22 protein-coding genes, 1 tRNA gene and 1 pseudogene are annotated in these 23700 nt (G+C 67.8%); 9 read left to right on the top strand and 15 right to left on the bottom strand.

From position 1 onward, the window contains the following. The first annotated feature begins 26 nt into the window (after positions 1–26). Positions 27–2645: an alpha-glucan family phosphorylase gene (glgP, locus tag ACRB8A_RS03745; protein ID WP_432245620.1), complete on the top strand. Its 2619-nt coding sequence runs from the start codon at positions 27–29 to the stop codon at positions 2643–2645. A 74-nt stretch (positions 2646–2719) separates the two neighbouring features. Here glgP and ACRB8A_RS03740 read toward each other — a convergent pair whose 3' ends face one another. The 7 genes from ACRB8A_RS03740 to ACRB8A_RS03710 all read right to left on the bottom strand — a co-directional run bounded on the left by ACRB8A_RS03740 (position 2720) and on the right by ACRB8A_RS03710 (position 9750). Continuing rightward, entirely contained in the window at positions 2720–3076 is a 357-nt protein-coding gene (locus ACRB8A_RS03740; RefSeq protein WP_050687534.1) for a barstar family protein, read from the bottom strand. 40 nt (positions 3077–3116) lie between these two features. Beyond that, complete coding sequence (gene glgX / locus ACRB8A_RS03735; RefSeq protein ID WP_432245619.1) at positions 3117–5225, bottom strand: glycogen debranching protein GlgX; 2109 nt, start codon at positions 5223–5225, stop codon at positions 3117–3119. 86 nt (positions 5226–5311) lie between these two features. Then, positions 5312–6301: a 23S rRNA (guanosine(2251)-2'-O)-methyltransferase RlmB gene (gene rlmB, locus ACRB8A_RS03730; protein ID WP_050687530.1), complete on the bottom strand. Its 990-nt coding sequence runs from the start codon at positions 6299–6301 to the stop codon at positions 5312–5314. Between the two features lie 89 nt (positions 6302–6390). Beyond that, the gene (cysS, locus tag ACRB8A_RS03725; protein WP_432245618.1) at positions 6391–7848 is read right to left on the bottom strand and encodes a cysteine--tRNA ligase; all 1458 of its coding nucleotides are present in this window, start codon (positions 7846–7848) and stop codon (positions 6391–6393) included. A 9-nt stretch (positions 7849–7857) separates the two neighbouring features. Next, on the bottom strand, positions 7858–8358 hold the full coding sequence (gene ispF, locus ACRB8A_RS03720; RefSeq protein WP_432246010.1) for a 2-C-methyl-D-erythritol 2,4-cyclodiphosphate synthase: 501 nt from the start codon (positions 8356–8358) through the stop codon (positions 7858–7860). Between the two features lie 17 nt (positions 8359–8375). Further along, positions 8376–9158, bottom strand: a complete 783-nt coding sequence (ispD, locus tag ACRB8A_RS03715) for a 2-C-methyl-D-erythritol 4-phosphate cytidylyltransferase (protein WP_432245617.1) — start codon at positions 9156–9158, stop codon at positions 8376–8378. A 109-nt stretch (positions 9159–9267) separates the two neighbouring features. Next, the gene (locus tag ACRB8A_RS03710) at positions 9268–9750 is read right to left on the bottom strand and encodes a CarD family transcriptional regulator (protein ID WP_011690592.1); all 483 of its coding nucleotides are present in this window, start codon (positions 9748–9750) and stop codon (positions 9268–9270) included. A 257-nt stretch (positions 9751–10007) separates the two neighbouring features. Between ACRB8A_RS03710 and ACRB8A_RS03705 the strand changes: the two genes are divergently transcribed. Continuing rightward, on the top strand, positions 10008–10565 hold the full coding sequence (locus ACRB8A_RS03705) for a hypothetical protein (RefSeq protein ID WP_432245616.1): 558 nt from the start codon (positions 10008–10010) through the stop codon (positions 10563–10565). A 77-nt stretch (positions 10566–10642) separates the two neighbouring features. Here the strand turns inward: ACRB8A_RS03705 and ACRB8A_RS03700 are convergent, their stop codons facing one another. Together ACRB8A_RS03700 and ACRB8A_RS03695 are read right to left on the bottom strand one after the other, a co-directional pair. Beyond that, positions 10643–11323 carry a response regulator transcription factor gene (locus ACRB8A_RS03700; protein ID WP_050687521.1) on the bottom strand — a complete coding sequence of 227 codons (681 nt, stop codon included), beginning with the start codon at positions 11321–11323 and terminating at the stop codon, positions 10643–10645. After that, positions 11320–12546, bottom strand: coding sequence for a sensor histidine kinase (locus tag ACRB8A_RS03695; RefSeq protein ID WP_050687519.1), 1227 nt, complete (start codon positions 12544–12546; stop codon positions 11320–11322). The genes ACRB8A_RS03700 and ACRB8A_RS03695 overlap by 4 nt, the downstream gene beginning before the upstream one ends. Positions 12547–12751: 205 nt before the next feature. Between ACRB8A_RS03695 and phoU the strand changes: the two genes are divergently transcribed. Then, positions 12752–13414 (top strand): phosphate signaling complex protein PhoU, encoded by a 663-nt coding sequence (gene phoU / locus ACRB8A_RS03690; protein ID WP_050687517.1) that lies wholly within the window; start codon positions 12752–12754, stop codon positions 13412–13414. A 99-nt stretch (positions 13415–13513) separates the two neighbouring features. Here the strand turns inward: phoU and ACRB8A_RS03685 are convergent, their stop codons facing one another. Then, a complete protein-coding gene (locus tag ACRB8A_RS03685; RefSeq protein WP_050686160.1) occupies positions 13514–14260 on the bottom strand; it encodes a phosphoglyceromutase in 747 nt (248 codons plus the stop codon). A gap of 85 nt (positions 14261–14345) precedes the next feature. On the opposite strand from ACRB8A_RS03685, the gene ACRB8A_RS03680 reads away from it, so the two are divergent. Next, positions 14346–15218 carry a class I SAM-dependent methyltransferase gene (locus tag ACRB8A_RS03680; protein ID WP_285241929.1) on the top strand — a complete coding sequence of 291 codons (873 nt, stop codon included), beginning with the start codon at positions 14346–14348 and terminating at the stop codon, positions 15216–15218. Here ACRB8A_RS03680 and ACRB8A_RS03675 read toward each other — a convergent pair. Beyond that, positions 15203–15556, bottom strand: a complete 354-nt coding sequence (locus ACRB8A_RS03675) for a DUF2516 family protein (RefSeq protein ID WP_050686158.1) — start codon at positions 15554–15556, stop codon at positions 15203–15205. The two genes, ACRB8A_RS03680 and ACRB8A_RS03675, sit on opposite strands and share 16 nt — an antisense overlap. Positions 15557–15565: 9 nt before the next feature. Further along, the gene (locus ACRB8A_RS03670; protein ID WP_285241928.1) at positions 15566–16756 is read right to left on the bottom strand and encodes a trans-sulfuration enzyme family protein; all 1191 of its coding nucleotides are present in this window, start codon (positions 16754–16756) and stop codon (positions 15566–15568) included. Positions 16757–16881: 125 nt separating this feature from the next. Between ACRB8A_RS03670 and tmk the strand changes: the two are divergent. From tmk to ACRB8A_RS03650, 4 genes and pseudogenes are all read left to right on the top strand, one after another. Next, positions 16882–17535 (top strand): annotated as a pseudogene (tmk, locus tag ACRB8A_RS03665) (dTMP kinase); the annotation flags it as partial. Positions 17536–17690: 155 nt separating this feature from the next. Next, positions 17691–18833 (top strand): DNA polymerase III subunit delta', encoded by a 1143-nt coding sequence (locus ACRB8A_RS03660; RefSeq protein WP_432245615.1) that lies wholly within the window; start codon positions 17691–17693, stop codon positions 18831–18833. Positions 18834–18851: 18 nt separating this feature from the next. Beyond that, positions 18852–20414 (top strand): alpha/beta hydrolase, encoded by a 1563-nt coding sequence (locus tag ACRB8A_RS03655; RefSeq protein ID WP_432245614.1) that lies wholly within the window; start codon positions 18852–18854, stop codon positions 20412–20414. Between the two features lie 88 nt (positions 20415–20502). After that, positions 20503–20575: transfer RNA gene (locus ACRB8A_RS03650), tRNA-Thr, on the top strand. Between the two features lie 68 nt (positions 20576–20643). Here the strand turns inward: ACRB8A_RS03650 and ACRB8A_RS03645 are convergent. After that, complete coding sequence (locus ACRB8A_RS03645; protein ID WP_285241926.1) at positions 20644–21105, bottom strand: GatB/YqeY domain-containing protein; 462 nt, start codon at positions 21103–21105, stop codon at positions 20644–20646. Between the two features lie 167 nt (positions 21106–21272). Here ACRB8A_RS03645 and ACRB8A_RS03640 point away from each other — a divergent pair, with 167 nt between their 5' ends. Next, on the top strand, positions 21273–21749 hold the full coding sequence (locus ACRB8A_RS03640; protein ID WP_432245613.1) for a DoxX family protein: 477 nt from the start codon (positions 21273–21275) through the stop codon (positions 21747–21749). Between the two features lie 12 nt (positions 21750–21761). Here the strand turns inward: ACRB8A_RS03640 and ACRB8A_RS03635 are convergent, their stop codons facing one another. Together ACRB8A_RS03635 and ACRB8A_RS03630 are read right to left on the bottom strand one after the other, a co-directional pair. Then, the gene (locus tag ACRB8A_RS03635; RefSeq protein ID WP_056600218.1) at positions 21762–22466 is read right to left on the bottom strand and encodes an ABC transporter ATP-binding protein; all 705 of its coding nucleotides are present in this window, start codon (positions 22464–22466) and stop codon (positions 21762–21764) included. Positions 22467–22536: 70 nt separating this feature from the next. Further along, positions 22537–23649 (bottom strand): ABC transporter permease, encoded by a 1113-nt coding sequence (locus tag ACRB8A_RS03630; protein WP_432245612.1) that lies wholly within the window; start codon positions 23647–23649, stop codon positions 22537–22539. Positions 23650–23700: the final 51 nt, after the last annotated feature.

The following is a 23700-nucleotide window of genomic DNA, read 5'->3' as shown; positions in this document are numbered from 1 at the left end:
GGAAGTTGTCCGTTAGTGTGACGCAGGTGAAGGCAATCCGCAGGTTTACGGTCCGTACAGTCCTCCCCGAGCCCATCCGTCCGCTGTCGCGGCTGGCCAGCAATCTGCGCTGGTCCTGGCACCGCCCCACCAGGGAACTTTTCGCCGCCCTGAACCCCAGGATCTGGGCGGAAAGCGGGCAGGACCCTGTTAGCTTCCTGGGCCTGGTCAGCCGGGAGGAGTTCCAACAACTCGCAGCCGACCAGTCGGTAGTGGACCGGATCAGTGCCGCCGCGGCGGATCTTGACCGGTACCTGGACGAGCCCCGCTGGTACCAGGGCCTCGGGCCGGAAGCGCCCGCGGCGATCGCCTACTTCTCGCCGGAGTTCGGCATTACCGAGGTCCTGCCGCAGTACTCGGGCGGCCTGGGCATCCTGGCCGGGGACCACCTGAAGGCCGCCTCGGACCTCGGCGTACCGCTGATCGGCGTCGGCCTGCTCTACCAGGCCGGCTATTTCAAGCAGTCCCTGTCACGTGATGCGTGGCAACAGGAGACGTACCCCGTACTGGACCCGGACGGGCTGCCGCTGACGCTGCTCCGGGAACCCTCGGCGGACGGCAACGGCCGGCCCCTGCAGGTGTCGCTGCCCCTGCCCAACGGCCGCCGGCTGCTGGCACACATCTGGCGGGCCGACGTCGGCCGCGTTCCCCTGCTGCTCCTGGACTCCAACGTGCCGGGCAACGACGACGCCGCCCGCGGCATCACCGACCGCCTGTACGGCGGCGGCGGGGACCACCGGCTGCAGCAGGAACTGCTGCTGGGCATGGGCGGGGTGAAGGCGCTGCGCGCCTTCCAGCAGCTGACCGGGACCCCTGCACCGGAGGTCTTCCACACCAACGAAGGCCATGCCGGGTTCCTGGGCATCGAACGCATCCAGGAGCTGATGGCCGGTGAGCAGGCGCTGACCTTCGACGAGGCACTCGCCGCTGGCCGGGCCTCCACGGTGTTCACCACGCACACACCGGTTCCCGCCGGCATCGACCGGTTCGAGATCGCCCAGATCAACCACTTCTTCCAGGCGGGGCTGGCCCCCGAGGTTCCTGTTGACCGGATCCTGGAACTGGGCCGGGAGAATTACGCCGATGGGAACCCGTCAGTGTTCAACATGGCCGTGATGGGCCTGCGGCTGGCGCAGCGGGCCAACGGCGTGGCCAAGCTCCACGGCGAGGTGTCCCGCGGTATGTTCTCGGCCCTCTGGCCGGGCTTTGACCACTCGGAGGTGCCCATCACGTCCGTGACCAACGGCGTGCACGTGCCCACGTGGGTGGACAGCCGGATCTCCAAGCTGGCCCGCGACCAGTTCGGCAGCGAAGCGGAGGCCAACGGCCGCTGGGACCTCGCCTACAACGTCAGCGACGCCGATGTGTGGGCGCTGCGCCGGGAAATGCGCTCGGCGCTGGTGGATGATGTCCGCCGCCGGCTCCGGGCCGCGTGGAAGAAGCGCGGCGCCGCCGACGCGGAGCTGGGCTGGACCGAGAAGGTCCTCGACCCGGATGTGCTGACCATCGGGTTCGCCCGCCGCGTGCCCACCTACAAGCGGCTCACGCTGATGCTCCGTGAACCCGACCGCCTGAAGGCACTGCTCCTGCACAAGGACCATCCCATCCAGCTGGTCATTGCGGGCAAGTCGCACCCGGCGGACGACGCCGGCAAAAAGATGATCCAGGACCTGGTCCGGTTCACCGATGATCCCGAGGTCCGGCACCGGATCGCGTTCCTGCCCAACTACGACATCGCCATGGCCCGGACGTTGTTCCCGGGCTGCGACGTGTGGCTCAACAACCCGCTCCGCCCGCTGGAGGCCTGCGGCACGTCAGGCATGAAGGCGGCACTGAACGGTTCGCTGAACCTGTCCGTCCTGGACGGCTGGTGGGATGAAATGTACGACGGCGAAAACGGCTGGGCGATTCCCACCGCCAACAATGGGGCCTCACCGGAGGAACGCGACGATATCGAGGCGGCCGCGCTGTACGAACTGCTCGAAACGCAGGTGGCGCCGAGGTTCTACGGCAACACCGTTTCCGAGGCTGCGGGCGCGGCAGGACCGTCGACGTCGGCCGCTGAGAAGGTGCCAACGCACTGGGTGTCGATGATCAAGCACACCCTGTCGCACCTGGGCCCCGCTGTGTCCGCCGAGCGGATGCTCCGCGACTACGTCAACATCCTGTACCGCCCGGCGGCGGAAGCCGGCCGGACCGCCGTCGCGAATTCCTTCTCCCAGGCCCGCACCCTGGCAGCCTGGACCGCGGGGGTGCGTGCGGCTTGGCCGCACGTGAGTGTGGAGCACGTGGACTCCGTGAACGTCTCGGAGGATCCGCAGATCGGCGACACACTCCAGGTCAACGCGTACGTGGCGCTGCAGGCCCTCACCCCGGAGGATGTCTGCGTTGAAGTGGCCTACGGCCGGGCCGAGGAAAGCGACAGCCTCACGGACATCACGCTGATGGAACTGAAGGCGCAGGAGGACCTGGGTGGCGGCCGCCACCTGTTCAGCGGTTCCCTGGTGATCGACAGGTCCGGCTCCTTCGGCTACACGGTCCGGGTCCTCCCCCGCCACGACGCGCTGGCATCCAAGGCTGAGCTCGGGCTGATCGCCAACGCCTGACAGGACAAAAAGCCGGGTCCGGCAGGGATGAAAAGGCTGCCGGACCCGGCTTTTTGCGTATCGGCGCGCTCAGCTCAGAGCAGGACTGCCGTCACCGAAAGGTCAGCTCCCGCGTAACGCTCGGCGTCCTGGAGGACCTCGCAGATAATTCCGAAGGAACGGTCACTGCGGAACGGTCCCGCCACCTGCCACAGGACCGTCACGGGCGGGTTGCCGTTGTCAGCGATGCTGTCCGCGAAGTCGTGCAGGGAGTCGTTGAGCGCGTCAAGGTCCGCGTCGGATTCAGCCGGGAAGCTGAGGACCTCCCCGAAGGTCTCCAGGACCGCCCGTTTGCTGTCGGCGGCCGGAACCAGGAGGCTGCGGCGGCCCTGATCGGACACCTGCTCCTGCAGTTCGGCAAGGGTCCAGGTGTCGCCTGAGTAAATCTTCATGGGGGTGCTGTGCTGCCTTCCGACAGGGTTGGGCCGAAGCCTAGGTGCGGTAGATGCTGATGGAGTTTGCCTCCACCAGGTCCTTTTCGCCGGACGCCACCCTGCCGCCCTTGCGCAGTTCGTGCAGGGGCGAGGTGGTGACCCGGAGTTCGAACATTCGGGGGGCAGCGCTGCCGGCGATCGCCGGCAGGGTGATCTGGACGTCCGAGGTGCTGCCGTTGACCACCACCAGCCCGGCCAGGGTGCCGTCGTCGGAGCCCAGCAGGAGCTGGACCACGCGGTGCTGCGGATTGTTCCAGGCGTCCATGCTCATGGGCTGGCCGCTCTGGTCGAACCAGTAAAGGTAGGACTGTTCATCCCGGACGGGGAAGTCGTGCCGTTGGGCGGCCAAAAATTCCTTGCGCAGCCGGATGTACCGCGTGGTGCTGCGCAGCATCTCCTCCGACTCCGGCGTGCGGGTCCAGTCCAGCCAGGCGATGGCATTGTCCTGGCAGTAGGCGTTGTTGTTGCCCTGCTGGGTGCGGGCCAGTTCGTCGCCTGCGGTGATCATGGGCACGCCGAGGGAGATCAGCAGCGAGGCCATCAGGTTCCGGCGGGACTGGGCCCGTTTGGCCAAGATGGCCCCGTTTTCGGTGGGGCCCTCCACACCGTGGTTGTAGCTGCGGTTGTCGCCGTGGCCGTCGCGGTTCTGCTCACCGTTGGCTTCGTTGTGTTTCCGGTCGAAGGACACCAGGTCGTGGAGGGTGAACCCGTCGTGGGCGGTGACCAGGTTGACCGAGGCGAGCCGGGACCTGCCCGAGCCTTCAAACAGTGCTGCCGAGCCGGAGAGGGCATCGGCGAGCCGGGCCACGGAACCGCCCTGGCCGCCGGCGTCGATGGCGGCGCGGTCCGCGAGCCAGAAGGACCGGACGGAGTCCCGGAAGTGGTCGTTCCAGTCCACCCAGCCGGCAGGGAACCGGCCGGTCTGCCAGCCGCCGTAGCCCACGTCCCAGGGTTCGGCGATGAGCTTCACGTCCGACAGGACAGGATCGGCGGCGATGGCCACCAGGAACGGGTGCCGCGGGTCGAATTCGTTGGCGGCATTGCGGCACAGCGTCACGGCCAGGTCGAACCGGAACCCGTCAATGTGGAACTCGTCCACCCAGTAGCGCAGGGAATCCAGGACCATCTGGACCACGCGGGGTTCACCGAAGTTCAGGCTGTTGCCGCAGCCCGTGGTGTCCAGGTACCGGCCGTTCCCGTCGGTGCGGTAATACCTGTCTTCACCGAGGCCACGGAAGCTGAGGGTCTGCCCGTCCGGGCCGCCTTCGGCCGTGTGGTTGTAGACGACGTCCAGGATGACTTCCAGGCCGGCCGCGTGCAGGAGCTTCACCATGCCCTTGAACTCGTCCTGGACGGCTTGGGGCCCGGCGTCCTGCGCGGCCCGCGTGGCGTAGCCGGGGTGGGGCGCGAAGAACGCTGCAGTGTTGTAGCCCCAGTAATTGGTCAAGGCAAGGTCCTGCAGGTGCGGTTCGTCCAGATGGAAGTGCACCGGCAGCAGCTGCACCGACGTGATGCCCAGTCCCTGGAGGTGCGCTATCACGGCAGGGTGGGCCATGCCGGCGTACGTCCCGCGCAGTTCCTCCGGCACGTCGGGGTGGAGCATGCTCTGCCCGCGGACGTGGGCCTCGTAGATGATGGTGTTGCGCCACTGCAGGCCCAGGCGGGCGTCGGAGCCCCAGTCGAAGGCCGATGCCATCCGGACGCTGGTGAGGAACCCGTCGCGCTGGTCAATGGCGCGGCCGTAGGGATCAAGCAGCAGCGGCTGGCCGCCGGCGTCATCCACATCCCTGGTGGGCACCGCGAGCGGCAGGGACTGCTCGGGCGACGCCGGCCGGAAACCGTACCGGGATCCAACAGGCAGGTCCGCCACGATGCCGTGGTGGACGCCGTGGGTGACGTTGGGCAGCGCCTGCACCCGCCAGTCCCCGCCCGGGGCGATGTAGACGATTTCCAGGCTGGGGACGCCCGGAGCGTAGCAGGCAACGTTGGCCCGGGCCGTCCCGTGGTGCCCGGCGCCGCTGGTTTCCGGACGCGGCACGCTGACACCCAGCGGCACCGCCGTGGAGGTGTCCGTGGTGGAAGCGGTGTCGAAGAGCGGCATGACCATCACCTAAAATTTTAGCCGCCAGCGGCACATAAGACTGACCGGCCGCCGATATGACGGCCGGGTAACAGCTACGGAACGGGCGTCCGCTACTTCGTGGCGCGCTGGCGCGAGACTTCGTACAGGGAAATGCCCACGGCCATGGAGGCGTTCAGGGATTCCATGGCCGAATCGATCGGGATGGAGACGATCTGGTCGCAGTTCTCGCGGACCAGGCGGCTGAGGCCCTTGCCCTCGGAGCCCACCACGATGCACACGGGTTCGGTGGCGAGGGTGAGGTCCGGCAGCGACACGTCGCCGTCGCCGTCGAGGCCCAGCACAAAAATGCCCATGCCTTTGAACTGCTTGAGCGCGCTGTTCAGGTTGGCGGCACGGGCCACCGGGACCCGCACGGCTGCGCCGGCGCTGGTCTTCCAGGCCGAGGCAGTGACGCCCACGGAGCGGCGCTCCGGGACAATGACGCCGTGACCGCTGAAGGCGGAAACAGAGCGGATGATGGCACCCAGGTTGCGGGGATCGGTGATGCCGTCCAAGGCAACAAAGAGCGGCGCGTTGGCAACGTGCCCCTTCTTCCACTTGTCCACGGTTTCCTCGGCGAGGTCGTAGGCGTCCTGGTACTCGTACGGCGGGATCTGCAGGACCAGGCCCTGGTGCACGGCGTCGTCGGTCATCCGGTCCAGCTCGGGCTTGCCGGTTTCCAGCAGCGGGATGCCGCGTTCGGCGGCGAGCTTCAGGGATTCCTTGACCCGGTCATCCATTTCGATGCGGATCGCGATGTGCAGCGCCTTCGCGGGGATGCCGGCACGCAATGCCTCCACCACGGAGTTGCGGCCGGTCACCACTTCTTCGGTGGCGCGGCCCTTGGGTCCGGTCCTGCTGGCGCCGGCGCTGCGGGCACCCGTGCCGCGCTTGGCGGCGGAACGCTCGGACAGCTGCTTGGACTTGTGGGCCTTGTGGTACGGGCGGTCCTCGGCTTTGGGGGTGGGACCCTTGCCTTCGAGAGCCTTGCGGCCATGTCCACCGGTTCCGATGGTTGGGCCCTTCTTTGCCTTAATAGACCGGCGACCGTTGTTGGCCATTGTGTTCCACCCTTGATTGTGTTGACTGAGTCTGCCTACCAGTCTACGGACAGCAGAAAAATCGGCTCAATCGGGGCGGATCCGAGGGCTCAGCCGCGTTTCAGGCTCCAGGTGGCGCCGTCCGGGCCGTCCGCCACCACCACTCCCGCCGCGGCAAGGGTGTCCCGGATGGCGTCCGAGGCTGCCCAGTCCTTGTCTGCCCGTGCTTTGGTCCGGGCGGCGAGCTGGGCCTGGACCAGGACGGCGAGGGCGCCGGTTTCGCGCCCATCCCCCGCCGGGCCGGAAGCAACATCGTTCAGGCCCAGGACCCGGAGCATGTCGTGGACCTGGTGCAGGGCTCCTCGGGCCTCCTCCAGCCGGCCTTCGGTGAGCGCTGTGTTGCCCAGCCGGACCGTCTCGTGGAGCACCGCCAGTGCCGCCGGCACGTTCAGGTCATCGTCCATGGCGTTGCCGAAGGCTTCGGGAACGGTTCCGTAGGTGGCGAAACTGTAGGTCCCGCCGTCGGCCAGGGCCTGGACCGCCCGGCCCATAAAGCCTTCAATGCGTTCGACGGCGGCGGCGGCCTCCTGCAGCGACGTGGGCCGGTAGTCCAGGATGGACCGGTAATGGGCCTGGCCCAGGTAATAGCGGACCACGCGGGCGGGGGCCAGTTCCAGCATCTCCGCCGGGCTGACGGTGTTTCCGATGGACTTGGACATTTTTTCGCCCTGGTAGGTGACCATGCCGTTGTGCATCCAGAAGTTGGCGAAGCCGTGGCCCGCCGCCTGCGACTGGGCCATTTCGTTCTCATGGTGCGGGAAGCGGAGGTCCAGCCCGCCGCCGTGGATGTCAAACTCGGTGCCCAGGTATTTAGTGACCATGGCGGAGCATTCCAGGTGCCAGCCCGGCCGGCCGGTCCCCCAGGGGGATGCCCAGCCGGCGGACGCGGGTTCGCCTGCCTTGGCGCCCTTCCAGAGGGCGAAGTCGCGGGGGTCCTTTTTGCCGCGGGGGTCGGCGTCCGGCGCGGCCTGCATGTCATCGATGTTCTGGCGGGTCAGGGACCCGTACCGGGCCCAGGACCGGACGTCGAAGTACACGTCCCCGGAGTCGTCCACAGCAGGGTACGCGTGGCCGCGGTCGATCAGGTCCTGGATCAGGGCATGCATTTCCGGGATGTGCCCGGTGGCCCGCGGTTCATAGGTGGGCCGGCCGACGCCCAGGGCGTCGTAGGCCTTCAGGAATTCCTGCTCGTAGCGGTACGCCAGCGCCCACCACTCTTCGGCCACAATTTCACCGGGGCCGCCGCTGAACTCCGGGCTGAAGGACTGGGCGGACTTAGCCAGGATCTTGTCGTCGATGTCCGTGACGTTACGGACCACCGTGACCCGGTGTCCGCGATGGGTGAGCCAGCGTGTCAGCTGGTCGAAGGCGATGGCGGAGCGGATGTGCCCCACGTGCGGCATCCCCTGCACCGTGGCCCCGCAGTAGTAGAGGCTGGCCGTGCCCGCGACGAGGGGAACGAAGTCGCGGACTTCGGCGGAGGCAGTGTCATAGAAGCGCAGGGTCACCGGTCCAGATTAGCCGATGGGGCCGGCTGCCCGGGGATAGACCAGGGCGGTGGCCATGGCGGAGATGCCTTCGCCGCGGCCGGGGAATCCCAGCCCGTCGCTGGTGGTGGCCGTGACGCTGACGGGCGCCCCCGCTGCATCGCTGAGGACGGTCTGGGCTTCCTCGCGGCGCGGGCCGAACTTTGGCCTGTTCGCCACGAACTGGACGGCGACGTTACCGATCTCAAAACCGGCGGCGCGGACGATCCGCGCCGCTTCTGCGAGGAGGGTCACACCGGAGGCGCCGGCGAATTCGGGCCGGTCCGTCCCGAAGTGTGTGCCCAGGTCGCCGATGCCGGCGGCGGAGAACAGCGCATCCGCCGCGGCGTGGGCCACGGGGTCGCCGTCCGAATGGCCCGCGAGGCCGCGTTCGCCCGGCCACAGGAGTCCGCCGAGCCAGAGGGGACGGGCAGGTTCGCCGGGGTCGTAGGCGTGGACGTCGATGCCGATGCCGGTCCGGGGAATGATCATTGCGGGCTGGTCCACGGTCATCCCTCCACCCAACGGGCGCCGAGCGGGCCTTCCAGGAGGCCTTCGGCGAGGATCAGGTCCAGCGGTGTGGTGATCTTCAGGGACTGGGTGGAACCCCGGACCGCGTAAACGGGAGTCCCCAGCATTTCCACCAGCATGGCGTCGTCCGTCACGGCAGCCGCCGATGCCGGGTCGAGCGCCGCTGCCGCGGCATGTGCCTTCAACAGGGTTGCCAGCCGGAAGCCCTGCGGGGTCTGGACGGCGCGGAGTTCCTCGCGGGGCGCCGTCCCGGTCACGAGTTCGGGGGCGATGGCGGCGTCCCCGCCGTCCGTGGCCACCACGGTCTTAACGGTATCCACTACGGCGACGGCGGGAATCACCGCTTCCGCCCCCGCGTCCAGCGCGTCGGCCACGCGGTGGAAAACGGCTTCGGGGGTGAGGGCGCGGGCGGCATCGTGCACCAGGACCGCCTCCACGCCTTCCATCAGGGCAGCGAGGCCGGCCCGGACCGAGCCGGCGCGGGTGGCGCCGCCGTCCACCACTGTCAGGAGGGGTCCGCCGTCGGCCAGCTCGTCCCGGAACGCATCGCACTGGGCGCGGAGCCCGTCGTCGCCGGCCGGCAGGGCCACGCAGATCTGCACGCCGACGCCGGCGGCAACAATGCCCCGCAAGGCATGGATCAGGATGGTGTCGCCGCCCAGGGGCACTGCCGCCTTGGGCATGCCGTAGCCGAGCCGTTGCCCTGATCCTGCTGCCACCAGGATCACCGCGGTGACCGGGCGGGTGGATGAATTCCTCATGCGGACCAGCCTACGTCCAGGAAGCCTTGCCCGGCCAAGCCCCCAGCCGGCCCTGTTTTTGGGCAAAAAGAAGCCCGGCGGCACTCCAGGTGCCACCGGGGTTCGATTCTTAGGAAGCCAGGACCTCGTCGAGAACGCTTGCTGCCTTCTCTTCGTCGGTCTTTTCTGCCAGCGCCAGTTCTGAGATCAGAATCTGCCGGGCTTTGGCCAGCATGCGCTTCTCGCCTGCGGAAAGGCCCCGGTCGTGATCGCGGCGCCACAGGTCGCGGACGACCTCTGCCACTTTGATGACGTCACCGGAGGCAAGCTTCTCGAGGTTTGCCTTGTACCTGCGCGACCAGTTGGTGGGTTCCTCGGTGAACTCGGCACGGAGGACGTCGAAGACATGCTCCAGGCCTTCCTTGCCCACCACGTCCCGGACCCCAACAAGATCTACGTTTTCTGCTGGAACTTCAATGGTCAGATCACCCTGGGCCACCTTGAGCTTGAGATACATTTTCTCTTCGCCCTTGATGGTGCGCATCTTGATTTCTTCAATTTTCGCAGCACCGTGGTGAGGGTAAACTACTGTCTCGCCAACCTCAAATACCATGTGGACATTTCCCCTTTCCCGGCACCCAGTTTATCACGATTAAGGCATATGACCGGCCGCGGAACGGCCCCGCAACCGCAGAAATACGCGGAAAATAGGCCCAATCAGCCCGTCGGGACCCCTTGACGAAAGCGGATAATAGTGCATCTGGCCGGGGCTGCCAAGGGTGTTGCGCAGGTCTTCGAATCCGCGTTTGAGCCCCTTTGCGGATAGGCTAAGGGCTGAATAATGTTTCAAGACTCTCGAGGAGTACTGACGTGCGTTTCACTGCGATGAACCGGGCCGGGCGCGGCAAAATGGCACTGACGGCTGCCGCCCTGTGCGCGGGCCTGCTGACGGTATCGGGCTGCGGATACATCACGCCGCAGCAGACCAAGGAGCAGTACGCTGCCTCGGACGGCATCGTCGCCGACCTGGGCCCGCTGCAGCTGCGGAACTTCCTGGTCGTTTCCGCTGGCGAGGATCAGCCGGGCCGAGTGCTGGGCGCCGTCTACAACTCCTCCTCGCAGGATGTGACGCTGACCGTCAACGGCTCCGAAGGCTCGCAGACCGAGGTCCCCGTCAAGGCCAACTCGTACACGCTGCTGAACAACAGCACCGACGAGGCCATCCTCAGCACCACCGGCGGCATTCCCGGGTCACTGGTGGACCTGAAAATCAGTGAGAGCGGCACCAACGTCAACGAAACCGTCAAGGTTCCGGTGCTGGACAGCTCCATCGCCGAGTACAAGGACTACGTCCCGGCAGGCACCACCGCCGAACCCACGGACACCGCGTCGCCCACGCCGTCCGCCTCCGAAGAAGCTGCCCACTAAGGCGGCCACCGCAGCGCAACACAAAAGGGAGGGGCCAGCTGGCCCCTCCCTTTTGTGTTGCCGCGCCGCGGCGCGGTTTACGGTTCGAACTTGTAACCCAGCCCGCGGACGGTCACCAGGTACCGCGGCGCCGAGGGGTCAGGCTCGATTTTGCTGCGGAGCCGCTTGACGTGTACGTCGAGGGTTTTGGTGTCGCCCACATAGTCCGAGCCCCAGACGCGGTCGATCAACTGGCCCCGGGTCAGTACCCGGCCCGAGTTGCGGAGCAGCATTTCCAGCAGCTCGAATTCCTTGAGCGGCAACAGGACCTGGCCGCCGTCCACGCTGACCACGTGCCGTTCGATGTCCATTCGCACGGGACCGGCCTGGACCGTGGCGGAGATGAGCTCTTCCGGCTCCCCCTGGCGCCGCAGCACGGCCCGGACCCTGGCCACGAGTTCGCGGGACGAGTAGGGTTTGGTGACGTAGTCGTCAGCACCGAGTTCCAGGCCCACCACTTTGTCGATTTCGGAGTCCTTGGCGGTCAGCATGATCACCGGGACGCTGGAACGCTGGCGCAGCTGGCGGCACACCTCGGTGCCGGAGAGGCCCGGCAGCTGCAGGTCCAGGAGCACCAGGTCCGCCCCGTTGCGGTCGAACTCGGTGATGGCGTCCAGGCCGTTGTCCACAACCTCCACCTCGAATCCTTCCTTGCCCAGCAAATAGGACAGCGGATCGCTGAACGATTCCTCGTCCTCCACAATCAAAATCCTGCTCAAGCGCTAGCTCCTCGTTCTGTGGCGCCGGTGGCGCGGGGTACATGGGTGAGAGTAGGTTTACGGGCGGTGGCCGGCGCACTGGCGGGCTCCGCCGCGTCGTCGTCCTGGCCTTCCATTTCCGGCAGCCGGAGGGTAAAGGTGGAACCCTGGCCGGGCTGGGACCACAGGGTGATTTCCCCGCCGTGGTTGGCAGCGACATGCTTGACGATGCTCAGGCCCAGGCCCGTGCCGCCGGTGTGCCGGGAACGCGCGGCGTCCACGCGGTAGAAACGCTCAAACACGCGCTCCTGGTCCTCGGGGCTCAGGCCCTCGCCCTGGTCGGTCACTGAGATGGCGACCAGGCCTTCCTTCGAGCGGACCCCGATCCCCACACGGGTGTTGGGTGGCGAGTAGCGGATGGCGTTGTCGATCAGGTTGCGCAGCGCGGTCACCAGGAGGTCCTGGTCGCCGAAGACCCTGCCTTCGGTCCGGCCGCCCACCACGATGCTGATGTTTTTGCTTTCGGCAGGAAGCTGCGAGCGGTCCACGGCTTCGGTGATGACGGCGTTGACGTCCACCGGTCCGCCCTGCTGGGTGACGCTGGCGCCCTGCAGACGGGAAAGCTCGATGATGTCCTGCACCAGGGCCGCGAGCCGGCCGGATTCCTTGTGCATGCGCTTGGCGAACCGGCGGACGGCCAGCTCGTCATCCGCGGAGGACTCCAGGGCCTCGGCCAGCAGCGAGATGGCGCCGACCGGGGTTTTGAGTTCGTGGGACACGTTCGCCACGAAGTCGTTGCGGATTTCCTCGGTGCGGGTGATCTCGGTCCGGTCATCCGCGAGCAGGAGGATGAATTCCTCGCCGAGCATGGCCGCCCGGATCTGGACGATGATGGTGCCCTGGCCCAGCGGGCCGCGGGGCAGCTCCAGCTGCTTTTCCAGGATCACACCGTCGCGGCGGACCCCGGCTGTCATGTCCAGGAGTTCCTTGTGCACCACAGTGTGGCCGCGGACCAGCCCGTAAGCGTAGGCGGCGGGACTGGCGCGCACCACCCCGTCCACGGCGTCCACCACCACGAAGGCACGGCCGACGACGGCCAGCACCTCGGCGGCACCGGCCGGGAGTGCGATTTCGCCGGCGTCGACGTCCAGGATTTTGCGCTGCCGTTCGCTGACCCGGTACGCGAGCACGCCAAAGGTGCCAAGCGCCAGTCCGATCAGGCCGGCCAGCATACCGATGAGCATAGGATCCACAGCTCCACCTTATGCTCTGGCCGGGACCCCCACGGCGCGTCCGGGCGGCCTGCGCCGACGGTTCAACTAACGTTCACCTGCAGGGGCTCAACCGTTCACCGGCCACTGGCAGAGTAACGGGTTGGAGTGCCGAACGGCGACATGATTCCTGCTGCCCGCACGCGGGCGGGCGGGAGTTCCAAGGAAAGGACGCCCCGTGCGTAAGGTTTTTCAGGAAGAGCTCACCCAGGTAGGTGACCAGCTTGTGGAGATCTCCAGGCTGGTCAGCGAGGCGATGGACAAGGCCACCACGTCTTTCGAGGTGGCCGACGTGGACCTCGCCCAGGATGTTATTGCTGCTGACGCACGCATTGACTTCCTGCAGAACAGCCTCGACGAACGGGCCATCGACATCCTGGCCCTCCAGGGTCCCGTGGCCAGCGACCTCCGGATGATCGTGGGTTCCCTGCGGATGAGCGCCTCGCTCGAACGCATGGGTGACCTGGCCCGGCACATCGCCCAGCTGGCGCGCCTGCGGTTCCCGTCCACGGTGATCCCGGCAGCCATGACGGAAACCTTCAGCCGGATGGCGGAACTGGACCAGAACATCGCGGACAGCCTCACCAAGCTGCTCGAAACCCGCGACCTGGAAGTGGCCCGGGACATCCTGAAGGCCAACTCCGCCATCAACGACCTGCACTTGAGCGTGTTCAAGGCCATCGCGGCTCCGGAGTGGGCCGAATCGCCGGCAACCACGGTGGATGTGGCCCTGGCCAGCCGCTACTTCGAGCGCTTCGCCGACCACGGCGTTTCCGTGGCGCAGAAGGTCACCTACCTCGTCACGGGCGCCTGGCAGCCCAACGGCACCGACCACGGCTGAGGCTTTCCCACAAAATGGGCTGAACGGCAGCAGGACGACGGCGGGCCGGTGACCTTGGATTTCCAAGGTCACCGGCCCGCCGTCGTACGTCCTGAAGTCCTACTTTTTGCCCTGGTTCGCCACGGCCTGGATGGCTGCCGCCGCGGCGTCCGGGTCCAGGTAGGTACCGCCGGCCTTGACGGGCTTGAAGTCCTCGTCGAGGTCGTATACCAGCGGGATGCCGGTGGGGATGTTCAGGCCGGCGATGGCGTCGTCGCTGATGCCGTCCAGGTGCTTGACCAGGGCCCGCAGCGAGTTGCCGTGCGCGGTGACCAGGACCGTTTTACCGGCCTTGAGGTCTTCCTTGATGTCCGACTCCCAGTAGGGCAGCAGCCGGACCAGGACGTCCTTGAGGCATTCGGTGCGGGGCACGGCGTCGCCGATGTCCGCGTAACGGGGATCGCCCACCTGGGAGAACTCGGAGTCGTCGGCCAGGGGCGGCGGCGGGGTGTCGTAGGACCGGCGCCATTCCATAAACTGCTCCTCGCCGTATTCGGCGAGGGTCTGGGCCTTGTCCTTGCCCTGCAGCGCGCCGTAGTGGCGCTCGTTGAGGCGCCAGTCGCGCTTGACGTCGATCCAGCCACGGTCGGCCTTTTCCAGTGCCAGGTTGGCGGTGTTGATGGCCCGCTTCAGCCGGGAGGTGTAAAGGACGTCCGGCAGGACGTTGTGCTCCACCAGCAGCTCGCCGCCGCGGACCGCCTCCTTGAGGCCCTGCTCGTTCAGGTCAACATCCACCCAGCCGGTGAACAGGTTCTTGGCGTTCCATTCGCTGTGGCCGTGGCGCAGCAGAATCAGCTTGTAAGTCATGATTTTTATCCTAACCGAGCGGGGTTGCCGCCCGCCCTGCGTTACACGGCACCCTGCGTAACCCGCCCCGGGATAAAGTGGGGCCGTGGTGCAAAAGGCTGAACGGGTGGTTGCCCCGCAGATTTCCGGCAGGGGTGTCCCCCGCCGGCAGGGCGGTCCGGTGGGAAACGTCACCCGCGGCACCACCAACCCCAACCGGATGCGCCGGGTGGACCGCTGGCTGACCGGGCCGCAGGCGTGGCGCCTCCGGTCCGCGGCTGAGCCCCTGGTGGTTGACCTGGGCTACGGCGCAACGCCGGCCACCGCCGTCGAACTCTATGAGCGGCTGGCGGTCGCCAGGCCTGACGTGCGGGTCTGCGGCATCGAGATTGAGCCCGATCGGGTCCGGGCGGCGCTCCCCCTGCAGCGGCCGGGGCTGAGCTTCCACGTGGGCGGTTTTGAACTGCCTGTCCCCGGCCGGCCGGTCCTGGTCCGTGCGTTCAACGTGCTGCGCCAGTATGAGGAAGCGGACGTGGCCGGGCTGTGGCGGCTGGTGCAGGACCGGCTCGCGCCGGAGGGGCTGTTCATCGACGGGACCTGCGATGAGATCGGCCGCCGGGCGTCCTGGATTGCCCTGGACGCCCGGGAGCCGGTGTCGCTGAGCTTCTCCGTCCGGTTCGGCAGCTTCGCGATGCCTTCGGACGTGGCGGAGCGGCTGCCCAAGGCGCTGATCCACCGCAACGTGCCCGGCGAGCCGGTCCACGCTCTGTTGCAGGCCATGGACAGGGCCTGGCTGGAGAGCGCTGCGCTGGCGTCATTTGGCAACCGGCAACGCTGGCTGGGCATGTGCCGGCGGCTCCGCGCCGGCGGCTGGCCGGTCCAGGACGGGCCGGCGCGGTGGCGGCTGGGTGAGCTGACGGTCGGTTGGGCGGCGGTGGCGCCGCTACCCGTTCCGCCGGCGGGTCACCAGGGGCCGTAGGGGCCCATGTTGCGGCTGCCGCCGCGGCCTGCGTCCTTGACGGCGGGCCGGACGTCGGCGAGGTACACGGACGCTGCCACCACTGCCGCAAGGCCGAAGAGGCCTAGGGTGCCGAAGATCCCACCGCCGCTGCCGAACAGGGAGATCACGCCCACCAGGGCTGCGCCTCCGGTGAGGGCGAGCCAGAAGGGCTTGGTCCGCTTTCCGGTGGCCTCGAAGGCGTTGGCGCGGTGCCGGGCGCAGTCCACCACGGCCCACAGCTCGAGTCCCAGCGCCACCAGCGCCAGGATAAAGAACACTGCCCGTTCTACGGGCACAATAATCAGTTCACCGTCCACGGACCCAGCCTAGCGTCCCAACCGGTCCAGCGCCTGCTGCAAATCGGCCCAGAGGTCTGCGGCGTTCTCCACACCGACGCTGAGCCGGACCAGGTTCTCCGGAACACTGGCCGGCTCCGCGGCGTGCCGGCGGCGCCGCTCGATCAGGGATTCCACCCCGCCCAGCGAGGTTGCGGGCAACCACAGCTCCAGTCCCCTGACCAGCGCATCGGCGGCTTCGGCGCCCGTGAGCCCTGCCACGGGGGCCACCTGGATGCAGACAATGGACCCGAAACCGTTCATCTGGCTCCTGGCCCGTTCGTGGCCCGGATCCGTGGCCAGGCCGGGGAACCGGACGGATTCGATCCGCGGGTGGGCGCTGAGCTGCTCCGCGAGGATCTGGGCGGACGCCTGGGACCGCTCCACCCGGAGCGCCAGGGTGCGCAGGCCACGCAGGGCAAGCCAGGCTTCGAACGGCCCGGCGATGCCGCCGTGGATGATCCGGTGGTGGAGCAACGCGGCCCGGATTTCGGGGTTGGCGGTCACCAGGGCGCCGAGGACAACGTCCGAATGGCCGGCCAGGTATTTGGTCACCGAGTGGAGGACGACGTCGGAACCCAGTTTCAGGGGCTGCTGCCCCAAGGGCGTGGAAAAGGTGTTGTCCGTCACCACCATGGCACCGGCCCGGTGGGCGGCTTCGGCCAGGACGGAGACTTCGGCGATGCCGAGCATCGGGTTGGTGGGGCTCTCCAGCCACAGCATGCTGGCCTGGCGGCCCTCCGGACCGGCGGGGGCCAGGGCTTCGATCACGGCCGCAGTATCCGCGATGTCCACGGTGCGGAGCTCGATGAAGCCCTTCTGCGCCAGTTCGGCTGCCATCACCAGGGTGCCGGAGTAGCTGTGGGTGGGCATCACCAGTACTCCTCCTGCGGGGATCAGTGACAACGCGGAGCTGACGGCTGCCAGGCCGGACGCGTAGAGCAGCCCGGGCAGGTCCGAGCCTTCGAGCTGGCCCAGTGCCTCCTCGAAGGGGTCCCAGGTGGGGTTCGAGTACCGGCCGTAGCCGCGGTCGCCGTCGGCCAGCGGGCCCGTACCGAAATAGGTGGAGGAGAGGACCAGGGGCGGGTTGACGGGCTGGTCGCGCTCCCGCGGCGGGCGTCCGGCAGCCACCACCAAGGTGTCCGGGGACAGGGCGGCTGCCTGCTGTTCAGAAAGGCTCATGCGCAAAAGCGTACTGTCCGGCAGGGAGCGGGCGGAAAGCAGGGCCGCCGGCCGGGCACCGGGCGGTTATCCCCAGCGCGGCGCCCCAATCGGGGATTGCGGGCCGGGATCGGTAGGCTGGTGCGGTGAGCACACTAACGGCCGGCCTATTCATCGCGTTTGAAGGCGGCGATGGTGCCGGCAAGTCCACGCAGGCAGCCCGGCTGGCTGAATCACTGGAATCCCGCGGGCTGACAGTGCTGCGCACCCGCGAGCCCGGCGGGACTCCCATCGGCGAAAAGCTCCGCTCGCTGGTCCTGGACCATGGCCACGGCCACATCGACGCCCACACCGAGGCGCTCATCTTCGCGGCATCCCGCGCGGCACACGCCGGCCAGGTGATCAGGCCGGCACTGGAGCGTGGCACGGTTGTCCTGACCGACCGGTATATCGACTCCTCCGTGGCGTACCAGGGTGCCGGCCGGAACCTGGGCCAGGACGCCGTCCGGACCCTGAACGAGTGGGCCACCTCGGGCCTGCAACCGGACCTGACCGTCCTGCTGGACGTTGACCCGGCCATGGGCCGCCGCCGCCGCACAGCCGGCGAAGCTGCCGAGGACCGGCTCGAATCCGAGGCGGATGAGTTCCACTCCCGGATCCGCGACGCATTCCTTGCCCTGGCCGGCGCCCGGCCCGGAACCTACCTGGTGCTCCCGGCGCACCTGTCCGTGGCGGACCTCGCCGCGCGGATCCTGGAACGGGTGGAGGCGCTGCTGGCCGGCGGCGCAGCAACCCCTGCCGGCCTCCCCGCGCCTTCCCAGCCGGCCGCTTCCCCTCCCGCCGCTTCCCTTCCCGAGGTTTCCCACCCGGCCGCTTCCCTTCCCGAGGTTTCCCACCCGGCCGCTTCCCTTCCAGCTGCTTCCCTTCCGGCCGACGGCGGCCCAGGTGATCTGCCGTGACCGTCTGGGATGACCTGCAGGGCCAGCCCGCCGTCGTCGAACAACTGCGCCAGGCGGCCAGCGGCGACAGCCTGACCCACGCCTGGCTTTTTACGGGACCGCCCGGCTCCGGCCGCTCCAACGCGGCGCGGGCGTTTGCGGCGGCCCTGAACTGCGACCAGGAGGATGTGGCGCTCCGGGGCTGCGGGCACTGCCCCGCCTGCCGCACCATCCTGGGCGAGACCCACTCCGACGTCACCTTCGTCCGGACGGAAAAGGTGACCATCACCATCGACGAGGCCAGGGACCTGGTGGCCACCGCCGGTAACCGTCCCTCGTCCGGGCGGTGGCGGATCATCGTGGTGGAGGACGCCGACCGGATGGCCGAGCGCACCACCAACGTGCTGCTCAAGGCCATCGAGGAACCAACGCCGCGGACCGTATGGATGCTGTGTGCCCCCTCCCCCGCCGATGTGCTGGTGACCATCCGGTCCCGGTGCCGCAGCGTCGCCCTGAGGCTTCCGCCGGCTGCAGACGTTGCTGCGCTGCTGGTCAAACGCGACGGGGTGGAGCCCGGACTCGCGGAACGGGCCGCCCGCGCCGCGCAAAGCCATGTGGGCATCGCGCGCCGGCTGGCCCGCGACCCGGCCGCCCGGGAACGCCGGCTGGAGACGGTGCGTTTCCCGTTGGGACTCCGCGGTGTTACCACGGCGGTGATGATGGCGGATAAACTGGTGAAGATCGCCACCGCGGAAGCGAACAGTTCCAACGAGGAGCGCGACGCCGCGGAGAAGATTGCGTTGCTGGCCACGCTCGGTGCCCCCGAGTCAGGGACGTTGCCGCCGGCCATGCGGAGCCAGGTCAAACAGCTCGAAGACGATCAGAAACGGCGGGCCAAGCGGTCCATCACAGACTCCCTGGACCGGACCCTGACTGACCTGCTGTCGTTTTACCGCGATGTGCTGATCATCCAGCTGGGGAACGCTGTGGAGCTGGTGAACATTGAACTGCGCAGTGAGCTCGAAGAGTTCGCCCGGCGGTCAGCTCCCGAAGCCACCCTGGCCCGGATGGATGCCATCAATAAAGCCCGCGAACGCATCACCACCACCAACGTTGCACCGCTGTTGGCCATAGAGTCCATGGCAGCCAGCCTGATCTGAGACCTCCAAGGAGACCCGATGACTGCCCGCCCCCTGCCCGCACGCGCCCGACCCCTTGCCGTGGCGTTCCGTGCCGCCGGCGCCCTGGCCCTCTCGCTGGTACTGGCCTCCTGCACGCTGGTTAATGGCAGCGGGAACCAGGAAGCCGCCACCGCCAAGGCCGATCCCTCCATCGTCGCCTCGGCGCCGGAAGGCCTGGCGGACTTCTACGCCCAGGAAGTGGTCTGGGAGCCCTGCGAGCAGGAATTCCAGTGCGCCAGGGTCACTGTTCCCGAGGACTACGCGGATCCGGACGGTGAAACCATCCAGATTGCGGCGCTGCGGGCACCTGCCACGGGCACCAAAACCGGCAGCCTCCTGGTCAACCCCGGCGGACCCGGCGCCTCCGGGTACGACTTCGTCAAGGACGCGGCCGGGACCCAGTTCCCCACCACCGTCCGGGACGCTTTCGACCTGGTGGGCTTCGACCCGCGCGGCGTCAAGCGCTCAGCGCCAGTCACCTGCCTGAACGATGCCGAGCGGGACGAGGCACGGGCCAAGATCTACGACCTGGAGACCGACGCCGGCCTGGCCGCCGCACTGGCCGACAACAAGGCCATCGCCGCCCGGTGCGCGGAGCAGACCGGCCCCGTGATGGCGCACCTTGACACCGTCAGTTCCGCCAAGGACATGGACATCCTCCGCGCCGTGGTGAATGACGCGAAGCTCAACTACGTTGGCTACTCCTACGGAACGTTCCTGGGCTCCACCTACGCCTCGCTGTTCCCGGACAACGTGGGCCGGATGGTGCTCGATGGAGCCCTGGATCCGTCCATCAGCAACGAGGAGCTGACCAGCGGCCAGGCGAAGGCCTTTGAAAAGGCCATCCGCGCCTACGTTGCCAGCTGCCTCCGCCAGGACGGCTGTCCGCTGAGCGGCGACGTTGATTCCGGGGTCCAGCAGATCCGGGACCTCATTGCCGCCGTGCAGCAGACCCCGCGGACGGCAAAGGACGGCCGGCTGGTTAACGCCAACATGTTTGTGAGCGGCCTGATTACCCCGCTGTACAACGACCAAAGCTGGCCGGCCCTCACGCAGGCCCTGGAAGCGGCCACGTCGGGCGATGTAAGCCTGGTGCTGCGGCTGGCCGACCTCGGCGCGGACCGCACTGCCAACGGCACCTATTCGTCCAACTCCACGTTTGCCTTCAACGCCATCAACTGCCTGGACTACCCCATGGTCACCGATCCCGCCGCCATGCGGGCCGAGCAGCAGCGCCTGATGCAGGAGTCCCCCACCTTCGGCTACTTCTTCGCTTACGGCGGCACCAACTGCACGGACTGGCCATACGGCAACATCCGCACCCCGGCGCCGGTGGAGTACACCGGCGGGTCCCCGATTGTGGTCATCGGCACCACGGGAGACCCCGCGACGCCGGTGGAATGGGCCGGGTCCCTCCGCAGGCAGCTGGGCAACGCCGCGCTGATGACCTGGGAAGGCGAAGGGCACACCGCCTACGGCCGGTCGAACAGCTGCCTGGAGGACGCCGTGGACCGTTACCTGCTGAGCGGCCAGGTGCCGGCCGACAACACCGTGTGTTGAGGCGCCGGCCATTTTGACCCGGGCGCCGGGACTCCATTACAGTTGACTCTTGCATGAAGCGCCCGGTTCGCCGGAAAGTTCGTGCGGTGCTTCCTTAGCTCAGTCGGTAGAGCGTTTCACTCGTAATGAAAAGGTCATCAGTTCGATTCTGATAGGAAGCTCGGGAAAAACCCCGTATCGTCGCGGAAATCTGCGACTGTATGGGGTTTTTTGCTGGTTAACGCTGCACTTAGGCCAACCGTGCGCGCACGATCTCGCTGACTGCCTTGCCGTCGAACCGGCCCGCAATGCGGGGCGTGACTGATTTCATCACCGTTCCCATGGACCGGACCGTCAACTCGTGGCCGTCGGCCTTAAGCCCGGCGACTACCTCGTCCACGATGGCTTCGGCATCTTCGCGCGTCAGCGCCTGGGGCAGGTACGCCTCGATGATGTCCGCCTCTGAGATTTCCGCTGCGGCGCGCCCGTCCTCGCCGGCCGCGGCGTAGATGGCTGCGGTGTCCCGGCGCTTGGCAGCTTCCTTCTGCAGCAGGGCCGTGACCTGCAGGTCGTCGAGCTCAACGGGGGTCTTGCCGGATTTTTCCCGCGTCTCAATCTCGCCCAGCACGTTGCGGACGGTGGTCAGCGCCGTCTTGTTCCCATTCTTCATATGGGTGACAACATCGGCTTTCAGGGTGTCCTTCAGGGACATGTCGATTCCTCGTTCCTCGCTCGGGCCACGCGCTGCGGGGCTGCCCGCACCGTGACGGCGGCGCACCCTTTGTGGCGCGTCCCCGCACCCATTGGATCATCCACGGTGGGCACTACGCCCCATCCTCCGTTGCAGGAACCGGGAGCTCCTGATGTTACCGTTCATTAATGTCATCTCTGCGAACTGCACTGGCCGGGCTCCTCACGCGACCGGCCGGGAAAATCTCCGCCCCGCGACTTATCGGCGCCGTGGCCCTGGGCGGTGCGCTGGTCTTTGCCGGCATCAGCCACCTTACGTTTGCGCGGCAGGAATTCCAGGCGCAGGTTCCGCCGTGGTTCCCCGCGGACAAGGACTTTGTGGTGCTGGCATCCGGCGTTGTGGAGGTAAGCCTGGGGGCGGCGTTGATCGTCCTGCGGCGGCGCCGGGTTCCGGTGGGGCTGGTGGCCGCCGCCTTCTTTATAGCCATTTTTCCCGGCAACATCTCCCAGTACGCGACCGGCACTGACGGGTTCGGACTGGATTCGGACCGGAGCCGCCTGATCCGGCTGTTTTTCCAGCCGGTGCTGGTGGTGTGGGCGCTCTGGTCCACCGGTGCCTGGCGGGAGCTGCAGACGGCGCTGGCGGAAGCCAAGCTCCGGCGCTGACCGCCCGGGACATCAGCCGGTGCGTACGGCAAGCCCCAGCCGGCCATCGCGCATGGTGGCCACGTCATCGGTCAGCGGCACAAACTCGGTGTCGTGCGTAACCATCACGGTTGCCACCTGGAACTCGTCGGTGATGCGACGCAGCAGTTGCACGATTTCCCGGCTTCTGTCGTGGTCCAGGGCTGCCGTGGGTTCATCCACCAGCAGGATCCTGGGTTTCCCCATCAACGCGCGCGCAATATTGACGCGCTGGCGCTGCCCGCCTGACAGCTGGTGCGGACGCTTGCCGGCGCAGTCCGCCAGGCCCACCAGTGACAGCAGCTCCTTAGCCTTGGCGCCCGCATCCCGGAGCGGTGCACCCCGCAGGTGGGCGCCGATAATAAGCTGTTCGACGGCGGTCAGGGACGCCAGAAGGTTCGGCTGTTGGAAGATGATCCCGATGGTTTCCCGCCGCAGGGCACTGAGCTCCCGCTGCCCCAGTCCGCCGGCGTCGGTGCCGGCTATCAGCACCAGCCCGGACGTGGGCCGGACCAGGGTCGCGGCAACGGCGAGCAGACTGGACTTTCCGGATCCGGACGGACCCACCAGGGACATCATCCGGCCGGCCTGCACGGTGAGGTGGACGCCGTCGAGGGCCGTGACGATGCCTTCCCCGTCCGGATACTCAAGGGTAGCGTTGACGAGGGACAGCGGCGCGGAATCGGAGTTGGCTGACATGGGTTAAATCCTTCTGATGGCTGGAGATGGCGTGCAGGCTGGGTTGGCTGCGGCATTATGGCGGGGCAGGTCAGTTGCCACCGAGGGCAAGCAATGGGTCAACCCCGGCGACGCGGCGTACCGCCAGCGCTGCGCCGGCCAGGCCCAAGCACACAATGCCGAGCACGGGTACCAGGGTGGTGACGGGTGAGACCAGGAACGGCGCCGCCTGGCCGGCGAGCAGGCCGCCAACAACGCCGGCACCACCACCAACGGCCGCGCCGGCCACCAGGACCAGCGCCGCCTGCGCCATGGCGTCCCGCAGGATGTAGCCGCTACCGGCACCCAAGGCCTTCAGCACCGCGATGTCCCGGGTCCGCTGGATGGTCCACACGGTCAGGAACGCCACAATGACCAGCGCGGAGATGCCGTACAGGAACCCCTGCATCAACATCAGCGATCCGTTCTCGCTCCGGAACGAACCCAAAGCCTGGAACGAGCCTGTGCGGGTGGCACTGACGGTGCCGGCAGCTGCGTTGGCCGCCGCTTCGTCCGCGCCGGCCGGCCCGAGCGTGACGGCGGCCACGGTGCCGGCCTGGGCAGGCCCGGATACATGGGCCAGCGAAGCCCAGACGGGCAGGTCCACCCACACGACGCTGGTATGGGAGTACCACTGGTCGGCCACAACGGCGGCGACGGACAGTTCCATGCCGCCCACAGTCACCGGGTCGCCGACAGACAGCGACAGGTCGTCCGCAACCCCCGAGCCGAGCACAGCGGTACCTGCCGTGACCGGGCCAGGCGCCAGGCCGCCGTCGGGCGCTACCCCGAAGACTGCGACGTTCGCGGTGGCCGTGACCTCCCCGTCCGGGCCGGCAGCCTGCACGCGGGACTGGCTGATCCCCACCGCCTGGGCGGCCTCGACGCCTGGCTGGTCCCGCCAGAGTGCCACCTGGTCCGCAGTGACGGCGCTGTCGGTAAAGGATGCCTTGGCGCCTGCACCGGCCGGCCCGCCGAACACTATCCTGTCCACGGTCCCGGTGCCGCCGCTGCCCAGCCGGGCGATCGCGGACGTGGACTGGTCGGCCAGGCCTGCTGTCAGGCCGGAGAGCAGGACCAGGAGCAAGGTGATCAAAGCGACCACGCTGCCCATCAGGGCAAACCTGCCCTTGGCAAAACGGATGTCGCGGATGGCGAGGAACACGTTGGACTTCTTCCGGTAGGGCGGGGTGGCTTTCCCTTTCAACTCTCCGCC

The sequence above is a fragment of the Arthrobacter sp. G.S.26 genome (assembly GCF_050847375.1).
In the GTDB taxonomy this organism is placed as follows: domain Bacteria; phylum Actinomycetota; class Actinomycetes; order Actinomycetales; family Micrococcaceae; genus Arthrobacter.
This window is presented reverse-complemented; position numbering and strand designations above follow the sequence as displayed.